The organism is Ruegeria sp. AG1 (assembly GCF_056541705.1).
In genome coordinates, this window is the sequence record NZ_JBQFYU010000015.1 from 89,713 (window position 1) to 115,689 (window position 25,977).

Consider the following 25,977-nt stretch of genomic DNA (forward strand, 5'->3'; position numbering starts at 1 on the left):
GACCTGCGCTCCTCCTGCAAATTCTTCAACTAGCTGGTTTGATGGTTGGGCTGGCGTCGTGCGAGACTCGCCCAAAAGCCTCCGGTTAAGGCAGGCACTCCATATACATTTCGTTATCCCATTCGGTGACGGTGGACATGAAGCGTGCAAACTCATCGCGTTTGTACTCTTCGTAAAGGCGGTACATCTCGCCCGGCATGCCACGCTTGACCACCTCGTTTGCATCCAGATGATCCAAAGCCTCGCCAAGGGACATCGGAAGCTTCTTCACTTCTTTACCTTCGGCCATCGCCTCATAGATATTGCGTTCTTCAGGCTCACCAGGATCGAGATTGTTATCCAGCCCGTCATCCATGGCCGCCAATAGAGTTGAACCCATAATGTATGGGTTCACCATCGAGTCGACTGAGCGATACTCAAAACGTCCCGGCGCCGAAACGCGAAGGCCAGTCGTTCGGTTCTGAAAACCCCAGTCTGCAAATACAGGAGCCCAAAAACCTGTATCCCACAAGCGCCGATAGGAGTTCACAGTGGAACACCCAATGGCCGTCAAAGCCTGGAGATGGGTGACAACCCCACCGATGGCCTTCAACCCTTCCTTTCCGGGCATCTGAGGATCATCGGTGTCGGGCATGAACGTGTTCTCACCACCCTTCACGTACATGTAGTTTTCTTTCATCCCTGGCAAATCGTCCGGATCGTTGCCGGTGCGAACGAACTCATCTTCGCCGCCTCTCCAAAGACTCATGTTGTGATGACAGCCACTGGCTGAAACACCCATGAAAGGTTTCGTCATAAAGCAGGCGAAGATTCCGTTCTCGCGCGCCACCTGCGCACAGATTTGGCGGTATGTCGTCAACCTGTCGGCGTTGCGCAACACGTCGTCGAACATCCAGTTCAGTTCAAGCTGGCCTGGCGCATCCTCATGGTCGCCTTGGATCATATCCAAGCCCATCTGGCGAGCATATCGGATCACCTGCATGGAAACAGGTCTTAGACTCTCGAACTGGTCGATGTGATAGCAGTATGGTTTTGAAAACCCGTCGCGTGGTTTGCCGTCTTCGTCAAACTTCAGCCACATCATTTCGGGCTCAGTGCCGATCCGCAGCTTTGTTCCATGTTTTTTGGTGAATTCTTCATGCAACCGACGCAGGTTTCCGCGGCAATCTGAAGTAAGATAACCACCCGGATTTTCTTTTTCCTCTCGGTTCCGGAACAATGTGCAATAGAAACGCCCGATCGTAGGAGCCCAGGGCAGTTGCATAAACGTTTCCGGTTCAGGAATGCCTACAAGTTCAGCTGCTTCCGGACCATATCCAAGATAGTTGCCAGCACGATCCGTGAAGAGGTTTACCGTCGCCCCGTAGACAAGCTGGAACCCTTTCTTGGCAACGGTTTCCCAGTGATCAGCTGGGATACCTTTCCCCATGATCTTTCCAGTGACCGACACGAATTGAAGGTAGAGATACTCAATGCCTTTGGCATTGATCATTTCCCGTACCTGCTTGATTTTCTCATCGCGTCCCGGCGCGTCTACAAATCTTTCAAGATCGGTGGCCACTTTCTATCTCCTTGCTGGCTTGACGGAGCACTCTTCCGGCGCTCTTCAATGCGAACTTGGTATTTCTGTTAACTCCACGGATAAGGGCTGTTGGACACAGGGTGCAGTTCACCCTTGGCGAACCGATCAAATCGGAACGGCTCCAGAAGTTCCTGTCGTTCCCCAAGCACTTCGTCCGCAATCAGGTGACCAACACCCAGCATTTTCCAACCGTGGTTACTGTCTGCAATCACTGTGACGTTTTCTCGGAAATGATCGAAAACCGGGAAACTGTCCGCCGTGAAACAGCCGATCCCTCCCGATGCTTCCTTGTGGTACTTTGGCATCATACCTTCATAGCGCGCCTGACAATGGGCGAGTGCACTCACCCACATATGAGCAAATTCATGGCTTGAAACAAATTCCGGAGAAGACGGTCCGTAAGGATCGATTTGCACTTCGTCTACGGGGGTTTCAACTTTGTAGGGGCTCGCCCCTCCCTGGATACCTCCAAAATGCCAATCGGGCTTGTAATAGATGCCCCACATCTCTTCTTTGATAATGGAACCATCGACGGTCGATTTCAGGGGCGCATCGGTATCCACATGTATGACTGGCGCAAGGCTACCGTCATCAGCCCGCCCGATGTTCGGATCAATATTCAGCACGCCTTCTTCAAGTTGCCAAAAGCGCCACATATCTACGCCTTCGTGCACCTCACCTTGCAGATCCTTAACAGTAATCTGGCCGGGCAAGTCGAGCATTGACCAGAAGTTGCGGACCCAGGGGCCAGCACCGATGATGACGCGTTCACATGAAATTTTGCCCTTGTCCGTTTCAACGGCCTGAATCGCAACAGACCCGTTCATGGCTTCGAAGCCGACGACCTCGACCCCGGTAATGATACGGACACCAAGCGCTTCGACTTTTTCCGCAAGTGCGTACATTGTCTTGGTTTGATTAGAAAAACCACCACGCTTTTCGTGCAATACGGATGTTATTTTTTGGGCTTGCCAGTCCCCAAAATAGCCACGCATGTACGACGTGCAGGCGTTTTCACCTTCAATGAAGACGCTTTCATAACCGATCGCCTGCTGCTGTGCATAAATCGACCCCACGTCTTCGCGCATGCTTTCGGAAGATATTTGCATGTAACCGACGGGGTGGTACGATAGCCCTTCTGGATCACTTTCCCAGACATCAACCGAATGGGCCATGAGCTTGCGCATTGCAGGCTGGAAATAGTTGTTGCGAACTACTCCGCAGGCAATCCCAGAAGCTCCTGCAGCGATACCGCTTTTATCCAGAACGACAATGCGGCCCTCAATTTCTTCGCCACGTTCTTTCAACCTTTCAGCCAGCTTCCAAGCCGTAGATATGCCATGGATACCTGCACCGATGATCACGTAGTCTGCATGTTGAGGGAATGCCATGAGTTTCCTCGTCATTGGGTCACGCTAGGAAGAAGAGCCGCACCGCAAACCAAAATCAACAACTTTTGAACCAATAATTGCCTTTTGGGCCAAAAACTGCAAAATTGGTTTATTATTGGACTATAAAATGGATCACAAATGGGAAGACGAAGTTTCTCCGACGTTGCAACAGAGCTGAGACGTGCGATCGAAGAAGGAGAATTTCAGCGATTCGAGCGGTTGCCGCCGTCGAGAGTATTGGCGGAAAAGCTAGGGGTCGCGCGAAACACGCTGCGCGACGCGCTCTACCAACTCGAGAAGGAAGGGTTGTTGGAAACCCGCGCCGGGAGCGGCACTTATGTTACGGCCGCAAAACAGGATGTTGTTCCACCGGCCGTTGAAGAAGCTACTCCATTGGAACTGATCGACGCCCGCTTTGCTTTGGAACCACATATCTGCCGCCTAAGCGTTCTGCACGGTAGGCGAGAAGACTTTGAGGCACTGGAAGCGCTTTGCACACAAATGGAGGCGGCTCAGACCGATCCTGTTTTATTTGCCGAGGCAGACACGGCTTTTCACCGCAGGTTGGCCGCGTCGACGAGAAACAACCTTCTAATTTGGTTGATTAGTCAGATTAATACAGTGCGATCCTTGGACGAGTGGACCCGCATGCGTCATCTCACACTCGAAGAAGAGATTATCCAACAATACAATGCGCAGCACCGCGAAGTTCTCAACGCATTGCGCTCACGTGAACCCGAGCGCGCCGCTGTCAAAATGAAAGAGCATCTAGAAACTGCACGTTTGTCGCTTATGCGTGCAGCGGAAGCGTAGTGCGCTTGCCCAGTCCAAACCTAAGGTCTCTCGGCGCAATCTGCGCCGGAGTATTTGGCGTACTACCCGTTCTTGCGCTGGCAAGTGAATGCGAGACAGTCGACGCGTTGAACCGCTTTACCGCTTCGGGTACGGCACCCGAAGGCGCAGTTTGCGCAACCTATTTATCGTCTTTTTCGACAACCGGAGTTTCCTGTTACTGGAGCCACGCCTATAGGAGCCCTTCCGCAGAAGATCAGGCTTCGGCAATGTGGACCACGCTGACGAAATGCAGAAATGGCAGTCTTTTGAAGCCAGATGAGCAGGTGAACCACCCCGACAGCTACGACCTAAGGGAATGGGCGCATGAAAAAGGTGTGTATGCTATATCTATCAAAGACAAGGCTGGCCAAAACAGAACGCTCGTCTTCCTTCGTTTCGAGCCAGGTCGAGCACAACACTTTGACTGATTACTGAGCCTGCGCAGACGTTTGCATCCAATTGATGTAGAGTCGTTCTGCCATAGCATTGAACTCCGGCATATGCTTAGAAACATCGGCAGCAAGACGTCCGGTAGCGTTCTCGCCCATAGCGTCATCCAATGCTGACCGGTACTCGGGGATTTCGGCCCAATTGGAAACCGTGTCTTTTTCTACTTCGATGTGGAATTGCGCAGAATAGGCACGCGTCCCCCATTTCATCGCTTGAACGGCGCAGTCTGGTGAAGTTGCAAGGCAAGTTGCCCCCGGAGGCATTAGCGTAACTTCCGCCGAATGCCATTGAAGACATGGAAAGCGATCCGGCAAACCATCTAGTATGACGCCAGAAGCTCCTTCCTCGGTAAGCTGAACGTCCATAACACCGATCTCAGGTTTCTCAGATGGCCCCACGCTTCCCCCCAAGGCTTCGGCCAATAACTGATGCCCCAGACACAACCCTAGAAAAGGCAGACCTCTGACTTCTACGGCCTCGCGAATGAAAGCCTTTTCGTCTTTCAGCCATGGATGAGCGTCTTCCTGCCAAACGTCCATGGGACCGCCCATCACCCACAGACCTTCGTATCCGTCCAGCGAAGGCAATTGTTGTTTCTGATCCAGTTCGACCACATCATAACTGTGACCGTCCTCTCTAAGGAAATTGCGGAAAACGCCTGGATGTTCGACGGTCGCGTGCTGCAATACTAGAAGCTTCATAGCCCTTCCTTTTTCAGATCAACTTAATTGTAGAACGATTTTTTCCTGTTGCGAAAGGTCGTGGGTGTTATCCACCAACTCAACAAGTGTCTCCCGGCCACAAACAGACAGCGACAAACACAACCTGCGGCTCGACGTCAAAACGAGTTTACTTTCGTCAAAACCCAGAGGCTTCAAAAAGACCAAAAAAAAACCGGTCCATGCAAACCACTAGCTATTGAACAAAAACCTGCGAAGATCGGGCATGCGTAGACTAACCATCCTTGTACTGTATTCATCGTTGCTGATGCCAGCGCTTGTACGAGCAGAACCGTGCCGACTGGCGCTTGTACTTGCGTTGGATGTATCTGGCTCCGTAGACGAAGTTGAATATGCGCAACAATTGAATGGTCTTTCCTACGCACTGAACAACGCCGAAGTACGGGCAACTATTTTGAAGGAACCTGAAACCCCGGTTCACCTTGCTGTCTTTGAATGGAGTTCCCAAAATCATCAGTTTTTGATTCAACCTTGGACAATACTAGACAGTCAGAACGCGATCGACGCCGCTATTGATCGAATTAGGTCGTATCGCAAGAAGCGTGCAGGCTTAAAGACGGCGCTTAGCACTGCACTATTGTTTGCAGGCGAACTTCTCGAAGAAAAAAAGGAATGCTGGCAAAAGACCGTGGACGTGTCGGGAGATGGCAAAAACAACATAGGCCCACCTCCTAAGCGCGTTTACGAACTCAATATTTTTACGAACGTAACAGTCAATGCTTTGGTAGTGGGGGATCCGAAGCCAGAAAAAAAAGGCAACGTGGGTGAATGGTTAACTCAAAATGAGCTTCAAAGATATTTTGAGCGTGAGGTTATCCATGGGAGTGCAGCATTTGCAATGATTGCGAATGGATACGAAGACTATGCTCAAGCGATGAAAAGAAAACTAATAAGGGAAACCACCCTACCCGTTTTTGGCCACAGCGGATACCCGCCTCGCTAGACCTTACGTTTGAATGGACTGGCTGCTATGGATTTTTCATACGAGATGCTTGGAAAACGGGTGAAAAAGAATTCAACGAACGGCGCATACACAAGTGGACTATTCGTAAATTGCGTCGGGCAACGGCCAGAAACAGGAAATCCGGTGGCAATTGTGACCCGATATCAAAAAGCCTCTGCAGGAGTAGACATTGGTAGATGTTTTGGTCTCAATACACTATCCTAAATGAATAACATGGCCGCACAGTGGATCAAGCTGCCGATCGTTGTTGAGTAAAACCCGTTTTTTTTGGCGGCGATAACTGCTTTCGCCAAAAATTGACTTGGCCTAATTGTCATTGCCCGGCGCTTTTTCCGCAGCTTCTGCATAGACGGCCACCAAACATCCGGTTTCCGTGTAAGACGAGTGCTCCGTCCCGGCTGCGAGCCAGACGACATCGCCTTGCCTGTAGGTGGTTCCGTCGTTGTCAATCAATTCGCCATCAACGATAAGAAATTCTTCCGCTCCCCCGTGTCGATGGGGTGTCGACCGAGCACCGGGTGCCATTCGGTAGATGTAAAAGCCAACATCTCGTTCTGAGTCGGGATTCAATTGAATGAAATGGGTGCCGGTTTCATTCAATCCTGAAGGATCGTAAGGTGAAAAGGCGGCGTCGTCGTAAACATTGGCGACTTTTCTTTGATTTGGCTTAATGACTTTCATTTGTGCCTCCTTCCATCAACAGTGATCAAACTACATGATGTCTAGGTGTTTTACACTGGGCAAACGGTCTGGGCGCTGTTTGGATAATGATGCCTTCCCAAGGCTCGGTGCGAACAATCACCAAAGTCATGCGAACGACCACAATGCGAACAAAGACGGCTTTGGTTAAAAGCTATTGCTGTTTCGCTGAACGTGACGAAAGATAGATCACATGAACGACTACTCAGTTTCCGCTGAACTCGACGAGACAATGCGTCAATGGCGACAACACCTGCATCGAAACCCTGAATTTGGTTTCGAAGAAGAGGACACCGCACGCTTTGTTACCCAAAGACTACGTGAGATTGGCATCGAGGAGATTGAAACGGCTGTAGGCAACACGGGCGTTGTTGCCACGTTGCGCCTTGGAACCGGCGGCCGCACAATCGCGCTTCGCGCTGATATGGACTGCTTGAAGATCCAGGAAACCACTAATCTGTCCTACTCCTCGGCTAAACCAGGGCTCATGCACGCATGCGGCCATGATGGGCACACTACCATTCTGCTGGGTGCGGCGGCGGTCTTGGCCAGTGAAGGCGGTTTTGACGGTGCCGTAAAATTTGTGTTTCAACCCGCTGAAGAATGGGGTCAGGGAATGAACGCGATGATCCGTGACGGCCTCGGGTCGCGTTTCCCGTTCGACGAGATCTACGGCTTACATAACAAACCCGGATTGCCGGTGGGATCGTTTGAAGTGAGATCCGGGCCTTTCATGGGGGCGGAAGATGGGTTCCGGATCGTCGTGCGTGGTAGTGGTGGACATGCTTCTCGTCCACACGATTGTAAAGATGCAATCTTATGCGCTTGTTCGATTGTGAGCGAACTGCAAACTATCGTGGCTCGGGTGATTGACCCAGCTGAACTTGCTGTAGTCTCCGTTACGTCGATAGAGGGTGACAACGTGAAGAACGCGATCGCCAGCGAGGCCACAATAGAGGGCGATTGCCGTCATTTCAGTGACGACGTTAGTTTGCAGATCGAAGAAACCATGCGCCGTATCGCTGAAGGTACAGCCAAAGCTCATGGTTGCTCTGCCGAGATACGCTACGATCGGGTGTTTATCCCCCTAGTTAATGACGATCGTGCAACTCAGCACGCAATAGTAGCTGCAGAAGCAGTATTTGGACCTGGCAAAACCAACTCTAGAGCGCATCGCATGGGAGCTTCTGAGGATTTCGCACAGGCGCTAAGGTTAGCTCCGGGTGCATTTGTCAATATTGGAAACGGAAATAGCGCCCCATTGCATAGCCCCGAATACGACTTTAACGACGATGCAATCGTGCCGGGCGTCGAGTGGTTCGTGGAATTGGTCCGAAATCGCCTGCCGGTCACGACATCCCAAAACGAAAATGGCTAACTTCCAAGTAGGAAGAAAATGAACCGATCCAATTTGGGCTCAAAGTCGTCATCCGACGGCATTAGCGATTAGACCGGTTCGTGGCGCGGACTTTGCCGCCATCCACTCAGCGCACAACAGTGCCCGCACCCGGCAGCAGCAGACATTTAAGTCGAAAAACGAGGTGATATTGTGCGATGTCTGCTTTCACCGAGACCGGGCATTCAGCAAAATAGGCTTTATGTCCGAATTGCGGACAAAGCTTCCGATAAGTCAGTTTGTCGGGATGTGTGACAACGGCCCAAACCGGACATACAAAGTGTAATCACATGCTACGTTGCAGCTGATCAAGAGCCGACGTTCGTACTAATCTCAGATTTTGGTCAACCTGAAATTCGGCTAATTCTACAAATCGTGCTCGAGATCTCTCGACTATTTAATGCAGCTACGCTGCTCCAGGATTGGACTTCAGCGGCCACTCTCAATTCCCACTGTATGTGTTGCACTCATCTGTTTACTCCTGAAGCCGAGCGTCACAAACGTAGTCGCTTAGGCCGGAGAAAAGGTAGATTTATATTCAGATTGGATTGAGTGTTAGGGTGCAGTCACAACAATGCACCCGCACCTTCAAGCAAAGGTGCTCTTGGATTTTGGGGGATCGAGTGATCGAATTTTACAAATCTATCTTGAGAACAACGGGACATCGTCAGGTGGTCAACATCTTGCTGTCTCTGGCCATTGCCGCTCTGGCGGCGTTTCCACTGAACTACCAGAAGGAAATCGTGAACGGTCTGACCGAAAAGAACATAAGCCCCGGAGGCTTACTGTGGCTTGGTGCTGCTATGGGCGCGGTGATAACCCTGAGCCTCGCGCTGAAATGGGTGCTGGGGTATCTTTCGAGCGTCCTTGGCGAGGACATGATCCGCAAGCTGCGCAAGCGTATTTGCAATCTGTCTCGCGAAAACCCGGCGGGTTCCGAGAAAGTTGCCTATGGTGCCAAAGCAACAATGGTGTCGGCTGAAGCCGAACAAGTAGGAAAGTTCTCTGGTAGCGCTCTGTCTGAACCCATCGTACAAGCCGGAACCCTTGTTGTGATTGTTGGGTATATTGCGGCCAATCAACCCTCTCTGGGACTGATTGCAATTGGCATGATTGTCCCGCAGGTGTTTATTGTTCTTCTCGTGCAGACGCGCGTGAACTCCCTTGTGTCAGACAGAGTTCACACATTGCGCAAAGCCACAAACTGGCTTGTTGACCCTGATCGCTCGGCCGCGGAGATCACTCCTAAATTTGACGAGATATACGATACCCGTTCCCGGATATTCGTCTGGAAGCTGTCTTCGAAATTTGTACTCAGCGCCATTAACGGAGCCGGGACGGTGGGTGTTCTTGTCGTGGGCGGTTGGCAGGTCCTGGAAGGCAATACGGATGTCGGCACAGTCGTCGCCGCCACCGTAGGTTTGACACGTCTTCAAGGCCCGACGCGGCAGCTGATTGCCTTTTATCGACAGGTCAGTGCAACAGCTGTGAAGTTTGAACTGCTGCGGGAAGCAGGCGTGGATATGGCTGACGCGACCACCTGAAATTTGCACGCATGGATGGACGCCCTATCGTTTGAAGGGGGTAGTATAATGACGAATGAAGCCGGATTTGTGTTCGCTCTGATTGCCGTCGCGGGCGTGCTGATGGCAAGCAACCGTGTTCGCTATGACTTCGTTGCCTTGATAGTTGTTCTTGCGCTTGCCCTCAGCGGCACGCTGACAATTGGGGAGAGCCTATCGGGCTTTGGGAACAGCGTTGTAATCCTTGTCGCCTGCCTTCTTGTGCTGGGCGAAATGTTGGATAGAACCGGCGTTGCTCGCGCAGTAGGGGACGCCATCATGCGGCACGGTGGTCGTGGTGAAACTGGATTGCTGGTGCTTATCATGATCAGCACGGCGCTTCTGGGGAGCGTTATGAGCTCAACAGCCGTCGTCGCAATTTTCATACCGGTCATTCTGCGAATTGCTCAAGAAACGGCAAACGACAAGGCTCGTTTTTTGATGCCAATGTCCTATGCCGCGTTGATAAGTGGCATGCTGACCCTGATCGCCACGCCTCCGAACCTTGTCGTAAGTGATGAGTTGGTGGCGCAGGGATACCAACCTTTCGGTTTGTTTTCCTTTTTTCTGATCGGTGCGTCGGTTCTGGTTGTTGCAGTCCTGTTTGTTTTGTTTTGGGGCCGCTATCGGTTGAAAACCAAGTCGACCCCTGATGAGCAAGAGTTCGCAATTTCCGGAACAACGCTTGCGGGTATGTGGGAAACCTTTGGTTTGGATAGGCATTCCGCGACTTTGAAGGTCACTGCCAAAGTACTCTCAGAGGGCGTTGGCAAGCTGACGGGAAGTGGCACGGCAATACTCGTTCGACTGCGGCCTGGCGCCAAAGGAAAGTACCTCGCAGCCATGTTTCGGGAAGGTATGGAACTCCTACCGGGTGACATTGTTTTCATTCGAGGATCCCAAGACGCACTGGCGGAGTTATCAACCAATGCGTTGTTTGCCAAAACTTTGGGTTTTCAGAAATCAAGCGCTGTTTGGATCGATCAGTTGGGTCTTGCGGATGTATTGATCCACCCCGAGGCTAATGTGATTGGTCGACAAATGCATGATGCACCCGGGTTCGAATCCAAAGGGATTGAGATTGTTGGCCTGGTGAGAAACAGCGAGCCCGTCGAACACCCCAACACTGCAGTTTTGCAATCAGGCGATCGTCTTATGCTTGCCGGATCATGGGAAGACTTGGATCGCGCGGTTGAAAGGCATGATATGTTGGTGCTTCTGTCCTTCCCAAATGAGCGGACATCCGTCCCACCGGCAGCTAAGGGTTTTTGGGCTTCGATTGCCATCATGGCCACGATGGTTGCCCTGACAGTTTCAGAACTCGTCTCAATAACTACTGCAGTACTGATGGCCGCGGTAGCGGCAGTCTTGCTTCGCACTCTTTCCGCTGAAGACGCGTATCGCGCCGTAAAGCTTCCAAGCCTCGTTCTTATCGCCGGGATGTTGCCACTTGCCGACGCGCTGCAAGCTACGGGCGGATCGGACATAATCGTCGACCAACTGCTTTACCTTGTCGGAGAAGCCAGTCCGCGCGCAGTCATGGCGGCGATCTTTGTTTTAACGGCCCTATTGGGCTTAGTCTTATCCAATACTGCCTCTGCGGTACTTGTTGCGCCGATTGCAATTTCAGCCGCCGAAGCACTTGGGATTTCACCATACCCAGTTGCGCTGTGTGTTCTGATCGCTGCATCCGCGTCATTTTCGACTCCGATCTCAACACCTGTGGTCACATTGGTCGTTGCTCCCGGGGGGTATAGTTTTGCTGACTTCCTCAAACTCGGTGTGCCGCTCACAATACTGACCGGCACTGTCGCGGTGATCATCGCTCCAATGCTGTTCCCTTACTAAAGGTTTCAGGCATCCTCTCCTCCCAGAGAACGAGAGATCAGGAAAACGATACGCAAAGAAATCGCTACAACAAGCAGCTCAGCGGTCAGCGTCAAGAGTAGGGTCATGATGCTGACGGCATCAACCGCCGAAATCGTGTAGGGGCTGGCACCGGTTTCAGCTGCGGATATCTGCAAGCCGACTTGAGGGTTGGCAAGCATTGTGACCAAAAGCGCAAATGCGGCTCCGAACAATGACACGATTGTCAGAACAGCGCCGATTGTGCCGACCCAAACGCCGATCCACACGCGACTTTGAAGCCGGGCGGCTGAGGGGTCATCTCCAGTCTCTTTCAGCTTTCGCCCCAAAGACAAGTAATGCCAACACCAAAATGTGGTGAAAGCGGGCAGGATCAAACCTAAGAAGGACAGCACGTTGCCCACGCCTGCGCCGCCTCCGACAACGCCAAGGACAACGCCGCCCAGTACAACGACAATGATCAAAAAAACCAGTTGAACCCAGAAACCAATCTGGCCAAGCTTGACGAGCGCATCTGCGACGCGCCCGGAATTTTCGTCATGCCAATTAACTGATTCTTCTGCCATATTGCTGTGCTCCCAACCAAAGCCCTATGATTTGAAGAAGGCCGTCCACGCTTTAGCTTGGCCATCGATCTGAATCAAAAAATTACTGGCTATGCGCAGCGGCGAGTGCTTCGCGAAGTTTGTCTTCTTGTTCCTGCGATAGGGACGTCTGAAGTATCTTCGGGTCGTATTGTTCTATCTCGGCGATCACTTTGTCCGGTGTGGCCTTGGCGACAAGCAGAAACAGAGCCGATGAATTTGGTTGGATGGTCTCGCCCAGTTCTTTGATGAAATCATCATTGATGCCGTAGTCGGAAAGGGATCCGCCAAGCGCGCCCATTGCCGCCCCAGCCAAACCGCCCACGGCCATGCACGCGAGTGGGTTGAGAACAAGAATACCAGCCAACATACCCACTATTGCACCGGTGCTCAGGCCGGTACTGGCGCCAATTCGGGTCATGTTCACTGACTGCTTAATGTGTATGTCTCCCTCTTCGGGCCGCACAACCACGCAGGCATCCAGCAGGTCGATCAATTCCTGTTTTTTGAGTTGTCGTAGTTTTGTCAAAACAGCATCTGCACTGTCGACACCATCAAATGAAAGAACAACAAGATCAGCCATCAAAGTCTCCTCGGGTGTTTTGGATTACATCGTCAAAATCGTATTGGAGTGTAAAAGTGGGTAACGCGGGTCCGAAGGGACCCGCGCAAAACATCATTCGATAACGACCTGACCAGTCACTGCCTGCAACGGCTCGGCCTCTGCTACCTCAGTTGGACCGGTACTTGTGCCAGGCAAAACTTCGAACAGAGGATCGAACTCAACCATGGCGCCAGCGAGTTTGATCAGAACGCTGACGTCACCATCAGCCGTCGCGCGACCGTCGGCCAGCAAATCCTCAAAATCAGCCTCTCCGGTCATAACAAGTTCCAGATCGGATCGGTTCAAGGTCAGAGTCAGATCTGGCTCATCGAAGGCGAAACCTTCGACATTTGTGAGTGTTGCCTTGGCCAGTTCGATCGCAAACATCTCACCATTGTCGGGCGTGCTGAGGTTCATCGTAAACTCGATGCCTTCGGCCTTGCGGCTGTCCATCTTGATCGCAAGGAAATCAAGGAAGAGCTCAGTCGACATCGCGCGTATCACCTCTGGGCTGGACGTGTCGGCCGTTTCACCGGTGGGGATGCCTGAGCGAAGTTCATAGGCACCGGACAGGAAGCTGTTCCGCAGGCCCGGGTTCTCTTGCTGGTAGCCAAGCTGTTCGTAAACGTCGGCTAACAAATCTTTTACTTCCTGATCTGATGGATCCGACAGGAACAGTTTGTTCAGAATCTCGGACGCTTCGAAATATTGCCCTGCATTGTGCAGTTCCAAACCCTTGGCCATAATTGGATCTTTGCCGCCCATCATCTCGACGTAGAGCGGAGCGGAAGCTTCTGGTTCTAACGGTATCAGGGTCGCGGGATTGCAATCCCAGAATCCAAGGAACCGCTGAACAACGCCGCGCGAATTGTGCTGAGGTGAGCCGTGATAGCCACGTGTATGCCATGTCTGCTGCAAACCCTGTGACGGTTCATAGTGGTGATGTATCTGGTTAATCGTCACGCCCTGATTGGCCAGATGCAGGGTCTGGTTATTCATATGGGCATAAAGGTCGCGCTGATCTCTCAGAACCTGCTGCACGCGGTCATTGCCCCAGCGCGGCCAATGGTGCGAAGCGAACATGACGTCTGCCTCTTGCCCGAACAGGAACAGGGCACGAGAGATGTATTTTGACCATCGAAGGGCATCACGTACCGGCGCGCCGCGCAATGTATAAATGTTGTGCAACGTGGCCGTCACGTTTTCTGCCATCCACAGGGCCTTCATGTCTGGGATGTAAGTATTCATCTCAGACGGCGCTTCAGTGTTAGGTGTGTTCTGGAAGATCATCCGCACGCCGTCGACTTCGAACTCTTCGATGTCGTCCTCGACAATCCGGGTTGGCGCGATCAGGCCAGTGGCACCTGCTGAAACGCGCTTGCCGAGACCCTGATTGACGAACCCATGCGGGGCCACGGGCAACAACAGACCATATTGGTAAAATAGCCGGCGGTTCATTGCGTTGCCCGCGAACACGTTTTCGGAAATTGTGTGTTCCATGAAATCGCGCGGAGCAATGATTTCGACATTCCCGGAATCGACGTCCTCCTGCGAAACGATGCCGCGAACTCCTGCCCAGTGATCGCCATGGGAATGTGAATAGATCACGGCTGTAATCGGCAACCCTTCGCCTTTGTGTTCCGAGAACAATTCCCATGCGGCTCGCGCCGTTTCGGCCGAAACCAGTGGGTCAATGGCGATCCAACCCGTTTTGCCGCGCACGAATGAGATGTCGGACAAATCAAACCCGCGCACCTGATAGATGCCGGGTATTACCTCGTACAGACCATAGTTCTGATTCAGCTTGCTGATACGCATCAATGACGGGTGGATACTGTCGTACTCGTCTTGCTCGTCGATGAAATCAAATGCACCCCGGTCCCAGGCAACATTCCCCGCATCCGCCATGATCTGTGGCTCCGGCATCTGGGCAATGAAACCCTTGGCAACTTCGTCAAAGTCCTGAGTGTCTGAGAAAGGCAGTGTTTCTTTCGCTTCGGCCAGGATTTTGAGCGTGTGCTCGGACGGTGCTTTTCCTTTAGGGTGAAAGTGGCCTTCTAATGGCGCGGCTGTCGATGTGGTTTGTGCTGCTGCTTCTTCCGACAAAAAAGTAGGACTTACCGCAAACGCGGCCCCAATTGCTGGAACAGTTTTCATGAAGTCGCGCCGATTAGGTGCCATCGTATTTCCCCCCTATTGATAAAATTGTCTGAAAAGCAGTGCCTCACATCCTAACATTTAAATGTCATTGTGGAACGATTAAGATTTAGGCAGTCTTGCGCGGCTCATTATCCAGCATGGCTCGCGGATGTATTGAATACCTGAGTGTTTTCTGAAGATTGGGCCGTCTTCAGTGAGCACGGCAACAAAGGACGCGATCTAAAAATAGGTGGATCACAGATCAGGGGGAAACACGATGGCAGCTACCTGCAATGCCTCTCTGTCGAGGCGAGATTTTTCAATCTGGCCGCTGCTGCTTCTCTTTGTTGCATCTCAAGTTGTGCCCCGTTCGACCGCAGTAGTTCGATCGGCGACATAAATTCTGAGCTCACAGCCGCGTTGGAACGGATACCTTCTTATGATGGCTCAGATCTGGTTCAGGTCGCCCGGGAGATTGAGGCGAATTCAACACTGATGATCCAGGCGCACGCGGCCTTTATTGAAGAATTCAACCGGTTGTCCGCCAACCGCTCTGTAAAACGTTCCAAGTTGGTAGCTGTTTCAGACAGATATGACACCGAACGCCGTTCGCAACGCGATAACCTGCTGGTATTGCAGGGGCAATTGCAGGCAGCAGTCCCGGAAGACTACTGGCCGGAAGTTGCTGAAATTTCGTACGAAAAGGCAGACTTAGTCGCTTTGGGAGCCAGCTTGGAGTTATGATATGCCAGTAATTGCGACGATAACGGCGGTCACTTTCTTTTTGGACGGATCGTCTGATTTAGCACCATCATTTCTGGAGCCCAATACGCTGAGACCCGCCTTGGATAAGGCTATTTCGCCCGCAGACAGCGATGTCCGGACCGCGGCCTTGAAAATTGTGAGCGACTTGGAAGTTGCCGTTGATCGGTTCCGTGCCACGGTCGAAGGTTCTGCGGACAATGCCATTCTCGGTTCCACGGACAAATCAGCATCGGCATCGTCCACAAGAGCCATTTTTAGTGAACTGGATCGGGAAAGAGATCGAGCGATAAGCGCGGTAATCGACTCACGTGATCAACTCGTTTCGCTTTTGGATCAGGAGACCTGGTCGCGAGTATTCGATGGGTAATGTCTATTGAGAAAGGGGGCAATGTCCACCCTGTCGTCGCTGCAACGCTATCCATAAAGTCGGCGAATACGTTTGTTTGGTGAATTGGATGATGATGCATCCCATGAGGCGTGCTCAAAGTGCTTGCAGACGATGCCGCTACTTTTTGTCTTTTTCCTTTTTTTGGTCATTTGAGGGCGCTCGCCAAAATGAGGCCGCGCCCCAAATCACCAGAACAACCGTAACTATGCCACCCACAATAAATTCCATATCAAGATGATAGCCACACGAGCTTGTTGGCGCAACTTTTCAACACGGCGAAATAGACAAAGGGACGTTCAGCCTTCCCTTTCAATTTCGGACAAACCCTCTGCATTGTCCATTTTGGGTCAAGTTTTTAAGGGCGTTGCGGATACCAAAAAAGAACTACCTCTCAGACCGCTCGCTTGGACGTTCGGGTGTAAGGCTAAGTTTGGCTGCCTACAGGTAAGGGGAAAGTAGCCGGGCGAAACCGTTGCGCAATTTGGCCAAAAGCGGGAGATCATTGATCTCTTCGAGGCTGATTTCTCGAGCGCCAAGTGCTTTTGAGTCAAGTATGGCATGGAGTTCTTCCGACAGCTCTCGATGATAGCATTCAACATTGAACTCAAAATTCAATCGCAGGCTTCTGGGATCCCAATTTGGGTGCTGTCAGACGAATTCGAACCAGTCTCAGTTTGCCGCGGAAACCGCGAACCTATCCGGAACAAAGCTGACGCCACTCGCTAAGAGCGGCGGCGCGGGTCAGCTTGAAGGTGTCTCGACTGGCGAGCGATCTTTCCTGGTTGAAGTGATTGTAGACGGAGGAATGGACGGAGGCGAATTTCTGTAGACTTCGCATGCGCCTGAAACGCTGCATCGCGCGTTCGCGTCGTCGAAACGGCAGGTGTGAATTCTCGGCGCGGTTGTTGAGCCACCTGCCCGTCTGTTGTTTTTCGAACGCGCCTATTTCTCTGAGCGCAGCCTTGTAGGAAGCGAAGCGATCTGTGACGACCTCCTTGGCGCAACCGTGCCGTTTCATCAATTTCCTGAGGAATTTTAGTGCTGCAGCCTTGTTTCGGCGCTTGGTGACAACTGCTTCCAGCACTTCACCTTCGTGATCTACTGCACGCCACAGATAATGTCGCTTGCCATTCACCTTTACGAAAACCTCGTCCACGTGCCACTTCCATTTCGAGAACGCGCGCAGCTGCTGCACACGCTTCCGTCGGATCTCAGCTGCAAACATTGGACCAAACCTGTTCCACCAATATCGGACGGTTTCGTGGCTCACGTCGATGCCTCGCTCGTGCAACAGATCTTCGACATTTCGAAGCGAGAGCGGGAAACGGATGTACAGCATCACCGCAAGGCGGATGACCTCGGGACTGGTTTTGAAGTACTTGAAAGAGGCAGGTTTGGTCATGGGCAAAAGCTACGCAACCGTCCTGCCTGCCTCAAGACAAGTTCTTCTGACAAGACCGTTCGCGTTATCTCATCCTGTACTGAAAATATGTCCTGTAGGTCTCGGTCATAGCTGTCTGCCCAAATGTTCTGGCCCGTTGTCGCGTCAATGAGTTGGGACGTCACGCGCAAACGCTCACCGGCAATTTGAACGCTCCCCTCAACAATGTAGCGAACACCCAATTCTTCTGACACTTTCTTCGAAACGGTAATTGCACATGTGCTTTCATCAGCAAATACCAAGCGAGTAGAGAGCTGGATTGTTCGTTCGTGACATTTTTTTGGACGTTCGGCGCACAAATGCGGCAGCCTTTCAAAGAGGTCATATCGAATCCCTCACAATGTGCTTCACGTCGAAAATAAAATTCGGAACCAGCACATTTGTAGGTCGGGTTCAGAAATTTCGAAAACTGGCCGCTGTGACCGTGCTTTTGGTCAAACGGAAATCAGTCTGGAACCTGAAGAACTTTGATAACCCCGATCTTCGTGACACCGTCGTCGTGCACAAAAGTGGAATAGACGGGCCATTCTTTTTGAGAGTCTATCATCGTTGCAGTTTGTAGTGACATGCAAACGGGGCGCATTCCGTCGGCCTCCGCATCCAGCGTTTTTATCCAGTTCTCAAGTCTTGCAGTCACATTTATTGTGTCTCCGATAACGTTGTAACGCATAGAGCCGCTTACTCCCAACGTTCCACCCAATGCTTCTCCGCTGTTCAGCGCAATTCGCAATCTATATTTTTGGCGCTCATCAGCGCTGCGATTCAGATCCAGTGTAGCAACGCGCATATCCTGGGCGCATCGTAGGGCCGAAATGGCGTCGTCCTGTCTATGCTCGTGAGTATCACTGGGTATGGGCGCTCCAAAGATCACAAGAATGCCATCACCGGTATATTTCTCGACGAAACCTCCGTGTCTTCGGGCAATCTCACCCAGTTTGTCCAGAATGCGGGACATCCAATTCATGAAGCTTTCAGCATCCATCGAATTTCCAATCCGTGTTGAACCTTCGATGTCAGCAAGAAGTGCTGTAACGAACAATCGATGGGATTTCGGTTTGCCGCCGGTTAACAGGTTTTTCCTTTGCTTCCAAATCTCTGCAGACAACTCATCTGACAGATGAGAGGAAAAGACCTGTACAATCGCACGTCGTTGATTGCGCGAAATCCCCGAGATGATCGCAAATGCAGATAGGTATCCCAAGAACCAACCTAACGCGGATGGTACGACGGGCATCAAAAGGGCACTTTTTTGAATTAGCGACATTACAACGATCAATGCAGCGCAACCAAACACGGCAAGACCGATGGAATTTGCTGTGACCCGAACAAACAATGCGATTGATGCGCCGACAAAAACCGCGGCAAAGATCAGTATTGAGGACAGAGAACTGCCCAAAGAGTTTAGCGGCGAAAGTTTGCCTTCTGCGTAGTCAACCAGTTGTTGAACAATGGCCGCATGTATTTCAGCGCCATAGGTAAAATTCGCTCCGGTCGAGCGGTTCAGGGGTGTCCCGAAATAGTCCTTTACCGACTGGCTGGTCAAGCCGATGATTACCACTTTTTCGCGGACAGGTTCCAGATCGCGCCCAGCTAGTACTTCCGAAGCAGGTATCCGGTTCACGATTGGCAGCGCGTTCTTAAAGTCGATGATAATCTGATAGCCGGATGTATCGACATTTCGAAACAGATTAGAACCGGGTTTCAAAGGGGGTGCCACCGTGCTTCCAAACATCAGATTGCGCGGATTGTTCGGATCACTTTGCAGCACCGGCTGACGTGAAAATTCGGCCGCCAATAGCACCGGAAAAGACAGGAAAATCTCTTCTACATCGCTGACTAGCAGCAAGGCGCGGCGGGCGACGCCGTCAGGATCAATGGGTATATCGGAAAATCCTGTCCGCACTCCAGGTGGTGCGGCAATGCCCGAACCGCTTTCATCCGGTAACTTCGAAATCACAACAACTTTGGGATCATCCAGAGTCTCAAGCAGGCTCTCATGACCAGAACCAGCGGGAACATCTCGATAAATATCCACTCCAATCGCGGCTGCGCCAGCCTCAAGCAGGTTATCAATAAGGATTGCAAGCTGAGCGTCCGGTATAGGCCAACCCCATTGGCCCAGGTCCTGATCTGAAATGGCAACGAGATAGACATCTTCGGTCTGCGTATTTTCCGCAATCGCCGATGTGGTCCAATCGTACTGAGCAAGCTCAAGTGGCTCTAGTACCCCTTTGTTCTGAAGGGCCACTATCAGGCTTCCGGCGATCAATGTGATCGATGCGACCAGCGCCCAACGTTGCCAATTTGGCAAAAGCGATGAAGTCATAGAGCCTGCTTTATTTCGGCCCTTACGTATCAATAACCTACTCCGGCTGAACGCAAGAGTTGCTCGAATTGCTTGGAATTCACCGGTCGAACGCGACCACTTAGACTGATTTCGACCAGCGGCGACAATGCGTCAAACCACAGTCCATCGGCGGACGGGTTCGCAGAACTCACCTCTTCAGAAACACGTTCTACAAGACGCGTCGACCACGCCTCCACCGTATCTGTATTCCTGCCCAGAAGCAGAATTTGCCATTCGTAAATCTTGCCGGTTTCCAGTTGTTGTTGCAGCCGAACAAGATCCAACCCGTAATAGCCCGGTGGGAATGGCCCGGTGATCAGCACCTGGTCGCCCGGCGACCCAACCGGATTCAGCGCAAAAACCAAATCACCCCGGTGGCCGGATTCCAAATGCCAAACCAGCGGAGGCGTCGCTAGTGTCGTCAAACCGCCGTCTTCGGGCGCCAGCAACAACAGACCGGCATTTTCGCCATTGGAAGCAGAGTTTCGCGTCCCCGCCCCCATACGCTCTTTGGGAGCTCCCATTTTAGGAGGTACGAATACGACCTCCTCGGTCGTGTCTGGGGTATTGTTTTCATTGGCAGCCGCAAGTTTATCGCCAGGCAAAAGAATTGCGATCAAAAGAGCAATTAACGCGTTTTTTGAAAGCCTAGTGCACCACACACGATGCCTCGCGAAAAAACCTACCGACAAAAGAACCCTATTTTGTTCAATGTAAATTTGATTTCGAACAGTGTCCAGTTTCCGCAACGAAGCGCTCACCATCGAAAAATGCGATATGATGTTGTAATATGGCAATGTTCGACGGGATTGGTTCAGGTTTTGTAGTATGATTGTTGTCTTTCGCCACACTAGGTTTTTTCTGCAATTATTGGTCATTGCTTGTCTTTTATGTTTTCCAGCGGCATCGAACGCCAAAGACGGGCGTGTTGCGCTTGTAATTGGCAATTCCTCATACGAGCGTGTGTCAAGCTTGCCGAACACGTTCAATGACTCCCATGACTTGGCCGACGCGCTCGAGCGCATCGGGTTTGACGTGACCCGAGGGTCGAATTTAAGTTTTCGCGAGATGCGTATCGCGATCCGTGATTTCGCCGAAGTCGCGGAAAAAGCCAAAGTGGTGCTCATCTACTTTGCTGGTCACGGCATCGAGATTGACAATGCCAACTATCTGATACCGGTGGACGCCGAGTTGCAAAGTGATCGGGACATAGATCTTGAGGCGATCCGTTTAGACACGCTGATCGGCTCTGTTTCCGGCAGCGACGGTCTGAAGATCATTCTGATCGATGCTTGCCGCAATAACCCCTTCGTCCCCAACATGACGCGCACGTCCGCCACACGATCCATTGGTCACGGACTGGCGCGCATAGATCCGAGCGGGGTTTTGGTGGGTTATGCAGCGCGCAGCGGCACGCTGGCGTTGGACGGCAGCGGTCGGAACAGCCCCTATGCCCAAGCACTTCTGCGCCACATCGAAGAACCCGGTCTGGAATTGGGAAAAATGTTCCGCAAAGTGCGGGACACCGTATTCGAGTTGACAGACGGCTACCAGGAGCCGTTTACCTATGGGTCGTTACCAGGCCATGATATCTACCTTGTGTCCCCGCCAAAGCCGACGCGTGTCATCGCAAAGGAACAAAGTGCTACGACGCCTCAGTCAACCTATGAAAAGGCCGAGGCAGCTTGGGATGGTTTTCGCGAAAGCACATCGCCTAACGCCTTGGAGGCATTTGCAAATACCTATCCAGACACAGCCTATGCTGCGCTGGCCTTGTCTATCGCCGAAAGGTATCGCGAAAGCGCAACTCAGACGCCTCCACCCGTCGGCCTGCCGAAATGGTGCGAAAATCCGAAGAACGCAACACAATCCCTGATCTGCCGCGATCCCGACCTTCTTGCATATGACAGCGAGGTTTTAAAGCTGTTTCAAAAGCGTCTCGAGATTGTCCGAGGTGGCGCGGCCCGCGGGCAAGCCCTCGTAGAACAAATGAACTGGCGCAATTCGCGCGATCAATGCGGTGCCGATCCAAATTGCGTCGCGCAGGCGTACAAGCTGCGAAAGATCGCGTTAGCAGAGTTTGGCGACGCGGTGATGCCAACAGTTTTAGTTGTCCGCTCGATTCAGGAAGAGCTCAATCGATTGAGCTGTGGCGCAGGTGAACCTGATGGCGTGATAGGTGCCCAAACACGAAACGCCTATGATTTGGCCGCATCTCTGCTTTCTGGGATCGAAGGCGGGGCCGCTTTGGACGATACCCAAACGCTGAACCTGCTGCGGGCTCAACCAACCGCAGCTTGTTCGTTTCTGAAGCGGGCGGTCAAAAACCCCGACCTTTTGGAAGGCGTTTGGAAAATAGTTACCGTTAAATGCCCCGGAGAGATGGGGGTAGGAAATTCGCGACGGGTAAAGCTCAGCTATGAACGCGACGGTGTCTATTCAGGTCGGCTGGCTTTTGGAAACGGTGCGTTTAAGCGAGCGATAGGCGCCCGTCTGTCTGACCGCACGCTTGCACTCACTCATGTCACGACGAATGGAAGCAGACAATCGTACTTTTTCGAACCAAGTGATTCTCCGAATAAGTTTGTAGGCTCAGATTGGTCGAAATGCATCATCTCAGTCAGCCGGTAGCACAGTCTATATTCCAACGCATTTGTTCAAACTGCTTTCGAACACAACGGCGCGCACATTGCTGCCATTGCAATCAAGCTACTCGGACGGAATAACGTTGCTTTGGTCGCATTGTTCACCTTTTTTGATGCTAAAATCGTGTGAAAGTCTTATTCTTCGCGATAGAAACGCCTCGTGTTAAGCTCTTCCAAAACACACATCCCGTGGTTTAGCTATGGATAAACGTCTTCTTGTTTTGGTAACGGCTATTGTTCTAGCGTTGGTTGCTTTTGGCCGTGCTGTCTATGCGTCGGACAAACGCGTAGCTCTGGTTATCGGGAATTCCGAGTATGCTCACGTTTCAAATTTATCGAATCCGGCAAACGATGCCACCGACATAGCGGAGGCGCTAGAACGGATAGGGTTCACAGTGACCCGCGGCCAAAACTTGGATGGCCGGGGTATGCGCCTGGCACTTCGTAACTTTGCGGAAGCTGCTGATGGCGCCTCGATGGCTGTCGTTTATTTTGGAGGTCACGGTATTGAGATCGACAACACCAACTACTTGATACCCGTGAACGCGGAACTGGTAAATGATCGAGATGTCGAGTTCGAGGCCATCCGTCTTGATGCTGTTGTGAATGCGTTGTCCGGCGTGGAAGGCATGAAGATCATCCTTGTTGACGCCTGCCGCAATAATCCTTTTCTCGCTGACATGAACCGAACATCGGCGACACGCTCGATTGGACGCGGGTTGGGCCGCATCGACCCAAGAGGTGTGTTGGTGGGATATGCCGCGCGAAACGGAACACTGGCGCTTGATGGAAAGGGGCGCAACAGCCCATACGCACAGGCCATTCTGTCTCATATAGAGGAACCAGGATTAGAACTAGGTAAAATGTTCCGGAAAATTCGTGACACAGTATTTTCTCTCACAGAAGGATACCAAGAACCATTCACTTACGGATCGTTACCGGGCGAGGACATTTTCTTGGTTCCGCCCCTTAAAGTTGCTGCCCCAGCCCCTGCGCGTGAAGTCTCTGGCCAGCCAGTTGAAGCAATCGGAGCCCTGGGAAACCCTGATGTTCCAGATCTGTGCCAAAATCCTCAGGAACCGGCTCATGTTCAAATTTGCGCGATCCCCGAATTATTGGCCCAGCAGCAGCAGGTTCAGGTCCTATTTGACGAGCGCCTCGAAGAGCTTGGTGGTGGTGACGCTTGGGGAGAATTGTTGCTGACCAATTTGGAGCATGAGCAAAGTAGAGACGCATGCGGCGAAGACGTGGAATGTTTGTCGCGTAACTACAGAGGATGGTTCGTCGGTTTGACGGGAAGCCCGCCAGGGTTGTCTGAGGATGAACAAGTTGTTTACTCCATTCAGGTGGAACTCAACAGGCTGAGTTGTGGTGCAGGAGAACCCGATGGAAAACTTGGAAACAAGACAAGAGGCGCATTGTTGGAGTTGGTAAAACAGTTTAGCTCCATGGAAACGTTCTCGACGACCTTCTCGATTGATACTTTAAGCGCGTTGCGAGAGCTTCCCAGCTTTGCTTGTTCAGGAATTGTGCGCGGAGCAGAAAACCCGAAAATTCTAAACGGCGTATGGCGTTTGGTCGAGCATTGCCCTGAAAACAGTCCATACCCCAACATGGTTATCGTGAATTCGTTGAAACTACGGAACACATCAGAGGCCAACTTTTCTGCTAGTCTCGTGCGGACGGGTGGGTGGGCCCGTGAATTGAGCGGCGGGATTATCGGCTACGAATTAAGATTGTCCACTCCAGACATTCATGGCTTTAACTACTACTACCACTTAAAACCAACCCAAAACCCGTTTGAGTTTCATGCGACATCTCGGGACAAATGTCATGTTGTCGTATCAAGAGGCTGAATTACCGCTTATTCTTTTGCTTTGGTCAGTTTCAGGAAGATTTGCATCAAGACTTTGCAAAGTCCGCTTCCTGCGCATTGCTGTCATTGGAGCTTCGCGCAGCATCAGTCAATTTTGGGCTCGATGCTAAAGTTCGCCTGAATATCCTGAAAGGCCGCTATGCGGACAAAACTGCCTTTCACGGAAAGTTCCTGAATGTCTGTCAACGTCGGCGGAACCAAATCGGATGTTGACCCACGGATAGCTTTAGCGCCTCTCAGTACGATTCTTGATTGCTTCGATTACGGCATGGCCTAATTGGCGCGTGTTTCGCACTCCTCCGGCATCATTATATTCAGACACTCCAATCTTCTTGGCGACATGGCGCAGATTCTCAATTGCATTGCCTTGCAAAGCGCCATCCTTAAAAAAATCTATGCTCTTACATGCATATTGGACAATTCGATCACGGCCGAATTCGGCCTCCTGCGTAACCGTCTGCCGCAAGCCTGCGGTCGCTTGTTTGCTTTTGGGCCGTGAAGGATCGGGGCGAGTGTCCGGCATAATCAAAGGCTCCTCAGGTTCACCCGTTATTGCACTGAAACTATTGACCGTAACGATTTCCCTGACCTTATTCGGCACGCAGTTCCCTCCACTGCCATATTCCACGTGGACAGCCTTGGCTTGGACGTTGTCAAGCAAGTAGAAATTTGCGCTCAGACTTCTAAGACTCACTTCAATGAAGAGGAAGTAATCAGCATCGCCTTTTGTGTTCATGTCGACAGGCCAGCGGCTTATTTCTGATGTTCTGTCGATGTACTGCCTTGTCTTTACTTCAACTGACTTAGGCCCTTCTGGCGTCACCACTATTAGATCGTGCCCCGGCGCCCCCGGCGGACTGACATAGGCGTGCAAACCGACGGAAATGAACTTGGCAAGCGCCAGAGTTTCCCCAAGTTCCCCGGCAAGTTGATGAGTGAGCTTTTGCATCGTATTTCGCTTTTTTCTCCGCAAGCCAGCCGGATGTTAAATTCGCGCCCTCAACTATTATGGCGCCCTGCCAACGCAGTCTCAACTTAGCTCTGGAGCCTAGACAAAGGTAGTTCTGATTTATTGGCTGGCATTTTTGCCGTTGTAGCAAATCGGCCATTCGTGCAGATTGCAATAACGTTAGCCCTGGGCTCGTTGCAGTCATTCGCTGCCATTCGGTTGAAGAGCTATTACGCGTGCGAATATTGGCCGAAGCTAGGACATAACCTTAACCATCTCAATTTTGGTTGTTCAGATAAAGCCTGGGCAGCCACGGAGGCACCGCAACAAAGCTATACTTATAGCTTTCGCAAATATGCCCAAGAGACGAATCCCTTTAGACCACGCGCACGTTGCAATGACACGCGGCACCAACGGGTGTCGCCGGTCTGCTCGCAACTGTGAACTCTTAAAGCAGTTCCATTTGGAAGGCCCACTATCACATTGAACCCTATTCCCGGTCCTGCACGCAATTTAAGCATGTCTCCGTCTTCAACGCCAAAAACCTCGTACTGTCCAAGAGAAGCTGCCGTTGCGGATTGAGTTAAGACAATGGCGCATATGAAAAATGCCACTAAGGGCAAGAAGATTGTACTTCGCATAATGTTAACCTGCCTGTTTCCTCAACTGCAATCTTAGCGCCTCTTATCATCAAGCGTAACTCCCTGACCGAAGAATGAGCACGTTTAAACCGACCATTAAACTAGGATTCTTAA

Annotated in this window: 21 protein-coding genes; 9 read left to right on the top strand and 12 right to left on the bottom strand. The window is 51.7% G+C overall.

Annotated features, from left to right (window positions below):
* Window positions 1–85: 85 nt before the first annotated feature.
* Both ACR0B5_RS20495 and ACR0B5_RS20500 read right to left on the bottom strand, forming a co-directional pair.
* The gene (locus ACR0B5_RS20495) at window positions 86–1,561 is read right to left on the bottom strand and encodes a glutamine synthetase family protein (protein WP_170375234.1); all 1,476 of its coding nucleotides are present in this window, start codon (window positions 1,559–1,561) and stop codon (window positions 86–88) included.
* Between the two features lie 68 nt (window positions 1,562–1,629).
* Window positions 1,630–2,973, bottom strand: a complete 1,344-nt coding sequence (locus ACR0B5_RS20500; RefSeq protein WP_480543012.1) for an NAD(P)/FAD-dependent oxidoreductase — start codon at window positions 2,971–2,973, stop codon at window positions 1,630–1,632.
* A 138-nt stretch (window positions 2,974–3,111) separates the two neighbouring features.
* Between ACR0B5_RS20500 and ACR0B5_RS20505 the strand changes: the two genes are divergently transcribed.
* Window positions 3,112–3,786 carry an FCD domain-containing protein gene (locus ACR0B5_RS20505; RefSeq protein ID WP_170375230.1) on the top strand — a complete coding sequence of 225 codons (675 nt, stop codon included), beginning with the start codon at window positions 3,112–3,114 and terminating at the stop codon, window positions 3,784–3,786.
* A gap of 449 nt (window positions 3,787–4,235) precedes the next feature.
* Here ACR0B5_RS20505 and ACR0B5_RS20510 read toward each other — a convergent pair whose 3' ends face one another.
* A complete protein-coding gene (locus ACR0B5_RS20510; protein WP_170555561.1) occupies window positions 4,236–4,958 on the bottom strand; it encodes a type 1 glutamine amidotransferase in 723 nt (240 codons plus the stop codon).
* A 244-nt stretch (window positions 4,959–5,202) separates the two neighbouring features.
* Here ACR0B5_RS20510 and ACR0B5_RS20515 point away from each other — a divergent pair, with 244 nt between their 5' ends.
* Window positions 5,203–5,940: a DUF1194 domain-containing protein gene (locus tag ACR0B5_RS20515; protein ID WP_170375226.1), complete on the top strand. Its 738-nt coding sequence runs from the start codon at window positions 5,203–5,205 to the stop codon at window positions 5,938–5,940.
* Window positions 5,941–6,267: 327 nt separating this feature from the next.
* On the opposite strand, the gene ACR0B5_RS20520 is transcribed toward ACR0B5_RS20515, so the two are convergent.
* Window positions 6,268–6,642 (bottom strand): cupin domain-containing protein, encoded by a 375-nt coding sequence (locus ACR0B5_RS20520; protein ID WP_170375224.1) that lies wholly within the window; start codon window positions 6,640–6,642, stop codon window positions 6,268–6,270.
* A 211-nt stretch (window positions 6,643–6,853) separates the two neighbouring features.
* Here ACR0B5_RS20520 and ACR0B5_RS20525 point away from each other — a divergent pair, with 211 nt between their 5' ends.
* The 3 genes from ACR0B5_RS20525 to ACR0B5_RS20535 all read left to right on the top strand — a co-directional run bounded on the left by ACR0B5_RS20525 (window position 6,854) and on the right by ACR0B5_RS20535 (window position 11,466).
* The gene (locus ACR0B5_RS20525; protein ID WP_170642939.1) at window positions 6,854–8,038 is read left to right on the top strand and encodes an amidohydrolase; all 1,185 of its coding nucleotides are present in this window, start codon (window positions 6,854–6,856) and stop codon (window positions 8,036–8,038) included.
* A gap of 665 nt (window positions 8,039–8,703) precedes the next feature.
* Window positions 8,704–9,600: an ABC transporter ATP-binding protein gene (locus ACR0B5_RS20530; RefSeq protein ID WP_480543013.1), complete on the top strand. Its 897-nt coding sequence runs from the start codon at window positions 8,704–8,706 to the stop codon at window positions 9,598–9,600.
* 48 nt (window positions 9,601–9,648) lie between these two features.
* On the top strand, window positions 9,649–11,466 hold the full coding sequence (locus tag ACR0B5_RS20535) for an SLC13 family permease (RefSeq protein WP_480543015.1): 1,818 nt from the start codon (window positions 9,649–9,651) through the stop codon (window positions 11,464–11,466).
* Window positions 11,467–11,471: 5 nt separating this feature from the next.
* Here ACR0B5_RS20535 and ACR0B5_RS20540 read toward each other — a convergent pair whose 3' ends face one another.
* The 3 genes from ACR0B5_RS20540 to ACR0B5_RS20550 form a co-directional block, all read right to left on the bottom strand.
* On the bottom strand, window positions 11,472–12,050 hold the full coding sequence (locus tag ACR0B5_RS20540) for a DUF3611 family protein (RefSeq protein ID WP_170768926.1): 579 nt from the start codon (window positions 12,048–12,050) through the stop codon (window positions 11,472–11,474).
* An 82-nt stretch (window positions 12,051–12,132) separates the two neighbouring features.
* Window positions 12,133–12,651, bottom strand: a complete 519-nt coding sequence (locus ACR0B5_RS20545) for a DUF1269 domain-containing protein (RefSeq protein ID WP_480543017.1) — start codon at window positions 12,649–12,651, stop codon at window positions 12,133–12,135.
* A 93-nt stretch (window positions 12,652–12,744) separates the two neighbouring features.
* Complete coding sequence (locus tag ACR0B5_RS20550) at window positions 12,745–14,829, bottom strand: alkyl/aryl-sulfatase (RefSeq protein WP_425085755.1); 2,085 nt, start codon at window positions 14,827–14,829, stop codon at window positions 12,745–12,747.
* Between the two features lie 168 nt (window positions 14,830–14,997).
* Here ACR0B5_RS20550 and ACR0B5_RS20555 point away from each other — a divergent pair, with 168 nt between their 5' ends.
* Window positions 14,998–15,555, top strand: a complete 558-nt coding sequence (locus tag ACR0B5_RS20555; protein WP_480543019.1) for a hypothetical protein — start codon at window positions 14,998–15,000, stop codon at window positions 15,553–15,555.
* Between the two features lies 1 nt (window position 15,556).
* Window positions 15,557–15,943, top strand: a complete 387-nt coding sequence (locus tag ACR0B5_RS20560) for a hypothetical protein (protein WP_170768924.1) — start codon at window positions 15,557–15,559, stop codon at window positions 15,941–15,943.
* Window positions 15,944–16,658: 715 nt separating this feature from the next.
* Here ACR0B5_RS20560 and ACR0B5_RS20565 read toward each other — a convergent pair.
* The 3 genes from ACR0B5_RS20565 to ACR0B5_RS20575 all read right to left on the bottom strand — a co-directional run bounded on the left by ACR0B5_RS20565 (window position 16,659) and on the right by ACR0B5_RS20575 (window position 20,735).
* Window positions 16,659–17,366, bottom strand: a complete 708-nt coding sequence (locus ACR0B5_RS20565) for an IS6 family transposase (protein WP_010442732.1) — start codon at window positions 17,364–17,366, stop codon at window positions 16,659–16,661.
* A gap of 484 nt (window positions 17,367–17,850) precedes the next feature.
* On the bottom strand, window positions 17,851–19,764 hold the full coding sequence (locus ACR0B5_RS20570) for a CHASE2 domain-containing protein (RefSeq protein ID WP_480543021.1): 1,914 nt from the start codon (window positions 19,762–19,764) through the stop codon (window positions 17,851–17,853).
* Window positions 19,761–20,735, bottom strand: coding sequence for a DUF928 domain-containing protein (locus ACR0B5_RS20575; protein WP_480543023.1), 975 nt, complete (start codon window positions 20,733–20,735; stop codon window positions 19,761–19,763). The genes ACR0B5_RS20570 and ACR0B5_RS20575 overlap by 4 nt, the downstream gene beginning before the upstream one ends.
* Between ACR0B5_RS20575 and ACR0B5_RS20580 the strand changes: the two genes are divergently transcribed.
* Window positions 20,623–22,383, top strand: coding sequence for a caspase family protein (locus ACR0B5_RS20580; protein WP_480543025.1), 1,761 nt, complete (start codon window positions 20,623–20,625; stop codon window positions 22,381–22,383). The genes ACR0B5_RS20575 and ACR0B5_RS20580 overlap by 113 nt on opposite strands.
* Before the next feature lie 214 nt (window positions 22,384–22,597).
* Entirely contained in the window at window positions 22,598–24,253 is a 1,656-nt protein-coding gene (locus ACR0B5_RS20585) for a caspase family protein (protein ID WP_480543027.1), read from the top strand.
* 246 nt (window positions 24,254–24,499) lie between these two features.
* Here ACR0B5_RS20585 and ACR0B5_RS20590 read toward each other — a convergent pair whose 3' ends face one another.
* Window positions 24,500–25,222 (bottom strand): hypothetical protein, encoded by a 723-nt coding sequence (locus tag ACR0B5_RS20590; RefSeq protein WP_480543029.1) that lies wholly within the window; start codon window positions 25,220–25,222, stop codon window positions 24,500–24,502.
* 338 nt (window positions 25,223–25,560) lie between these two features.
* Window positions 25,561–25,863 carry an SH3 domain-containing protein gene (locus tag ACR0B5_RS20595; RefSeq protein WP_480543031.1) on the bottom strand — a complete coding sequence of 101 codons (303 nt, stop codon included), beginning with the start codon at window positions 25,861–25,863 and terminating at the stop codon, window positions 25,561–25,563.
* Between the last annotated feature and the right edge of the window lie 114 nt (window positions 25,864–25,977).

Bases quoted from the DNA above. Each gene is read 5' to 3' on its own strand.
- ACR0B5_RS20560 (WP_170768924.1), top strand. From the start codon at position 15,557: ATGCCAGTAATTGCGACGATAACGGCGGTCACTTTCTTTTTGGACGGA.
- ACR0B5_RS20545 (WP_480543017.1), bottom strand. From the start codon at position 12,651: ATGGCTGATCTTGTTGTTCTTTCATTTGATGGTGTCGACAGTGCAGAT.
- ACR0B5_RS20585 (WP_480543027.1), top strand. From the start codon at position 22,598: ATGGATAAACGTCTTCTTGTTTTGGTAACGGCTATTGTTCTAGCGTTG.
- ACR0B5_RS20510 (WP_170555561.1), bottom strand. From the start codon at position 4,958: ATGAAGCTTCTAGTATTGCAGCACGCGACCGTCGAACATCCAGGCGTT.
- ACR0B5_RS20540 (WP_170768926.1), bottom strand. From the start codon at position 12,050: ATGGCAGAAGAATCAGTTAATTGGCATGACGAAAATTCCGGGCGCGTC.
- ACR0B5_RS20500 (WP_480543012.1), bottom strand. From the start codon at position 2,973: ATGGCATTCCCTCAACATGCAGACTACGTGATCATCGGTGCAGGTATC.
- ACR0B5_RS20590 (WP_480543029.1), bottom strand. From the start codon at position 25,222: ATGCAAAAGCTCACTCATCAACTTGCCGGGGAACTTGGGGAAACTCTG.
- ACR0B5_RS20595 (WP_480543031.1), bottom strand. From the start codon at position 25,863: ATGCGAAGTACAATCTTCTTGCCCTTAGTGGCATTTTTCATATGCGCC.
- ACR0B5_RS20565 (WP_010442732.1), bottom strand. From the start codon at position 17,366: ATGACCAAACCTGCCTCTTTCAAGTACTTCAAAACCAGTCCCGAGGTC.
- ACR0B5_RS20505 (WP_170375230.1), top strand. From the start codon at position 3,112: ATGGGAAGACGAAGTTTCTCCGACGTTGCAACAGAGCTGAGACGTGCG.
- ACR0B5_RS20515 (WP_170375226.1), top strand. From the start codon at position 5,203: ATGCGTAGACTAACCATCCTTGTACTGTATTCATCGTTGCTGATGCCA.
- ACR0B5_RS20550 (WP_425085755.1), bottom strand. From the start codon at position 14,829: ATGAAAACTGTTCCAGCAATTGGGGCCGCGTTTGCGGTAAGTCCTACT.
- ACR0B5_RS20535 (WP_480543015.1), top strand. From the start codon at position 9,649: ATGACGAATGAAGCCGGATTTGTGTTCGCTCTGATTGCCGTCGCGGGC.
- ACR0B5_RS20520 (WP_170375224.1), bottom strand. From the start codon at position 6,642: ATGAAAGTCATTAAGCCAAATCAAAGAAAAGTCGCCAATGTTTACGAC.
- ACR0B5_RS20525 (WP_170642939.1), top strand. From the start codon at position 6,854: ATGAACGACTACTCAGTTTCCGCTGAACTCGACGAGACAATGCGTCAA.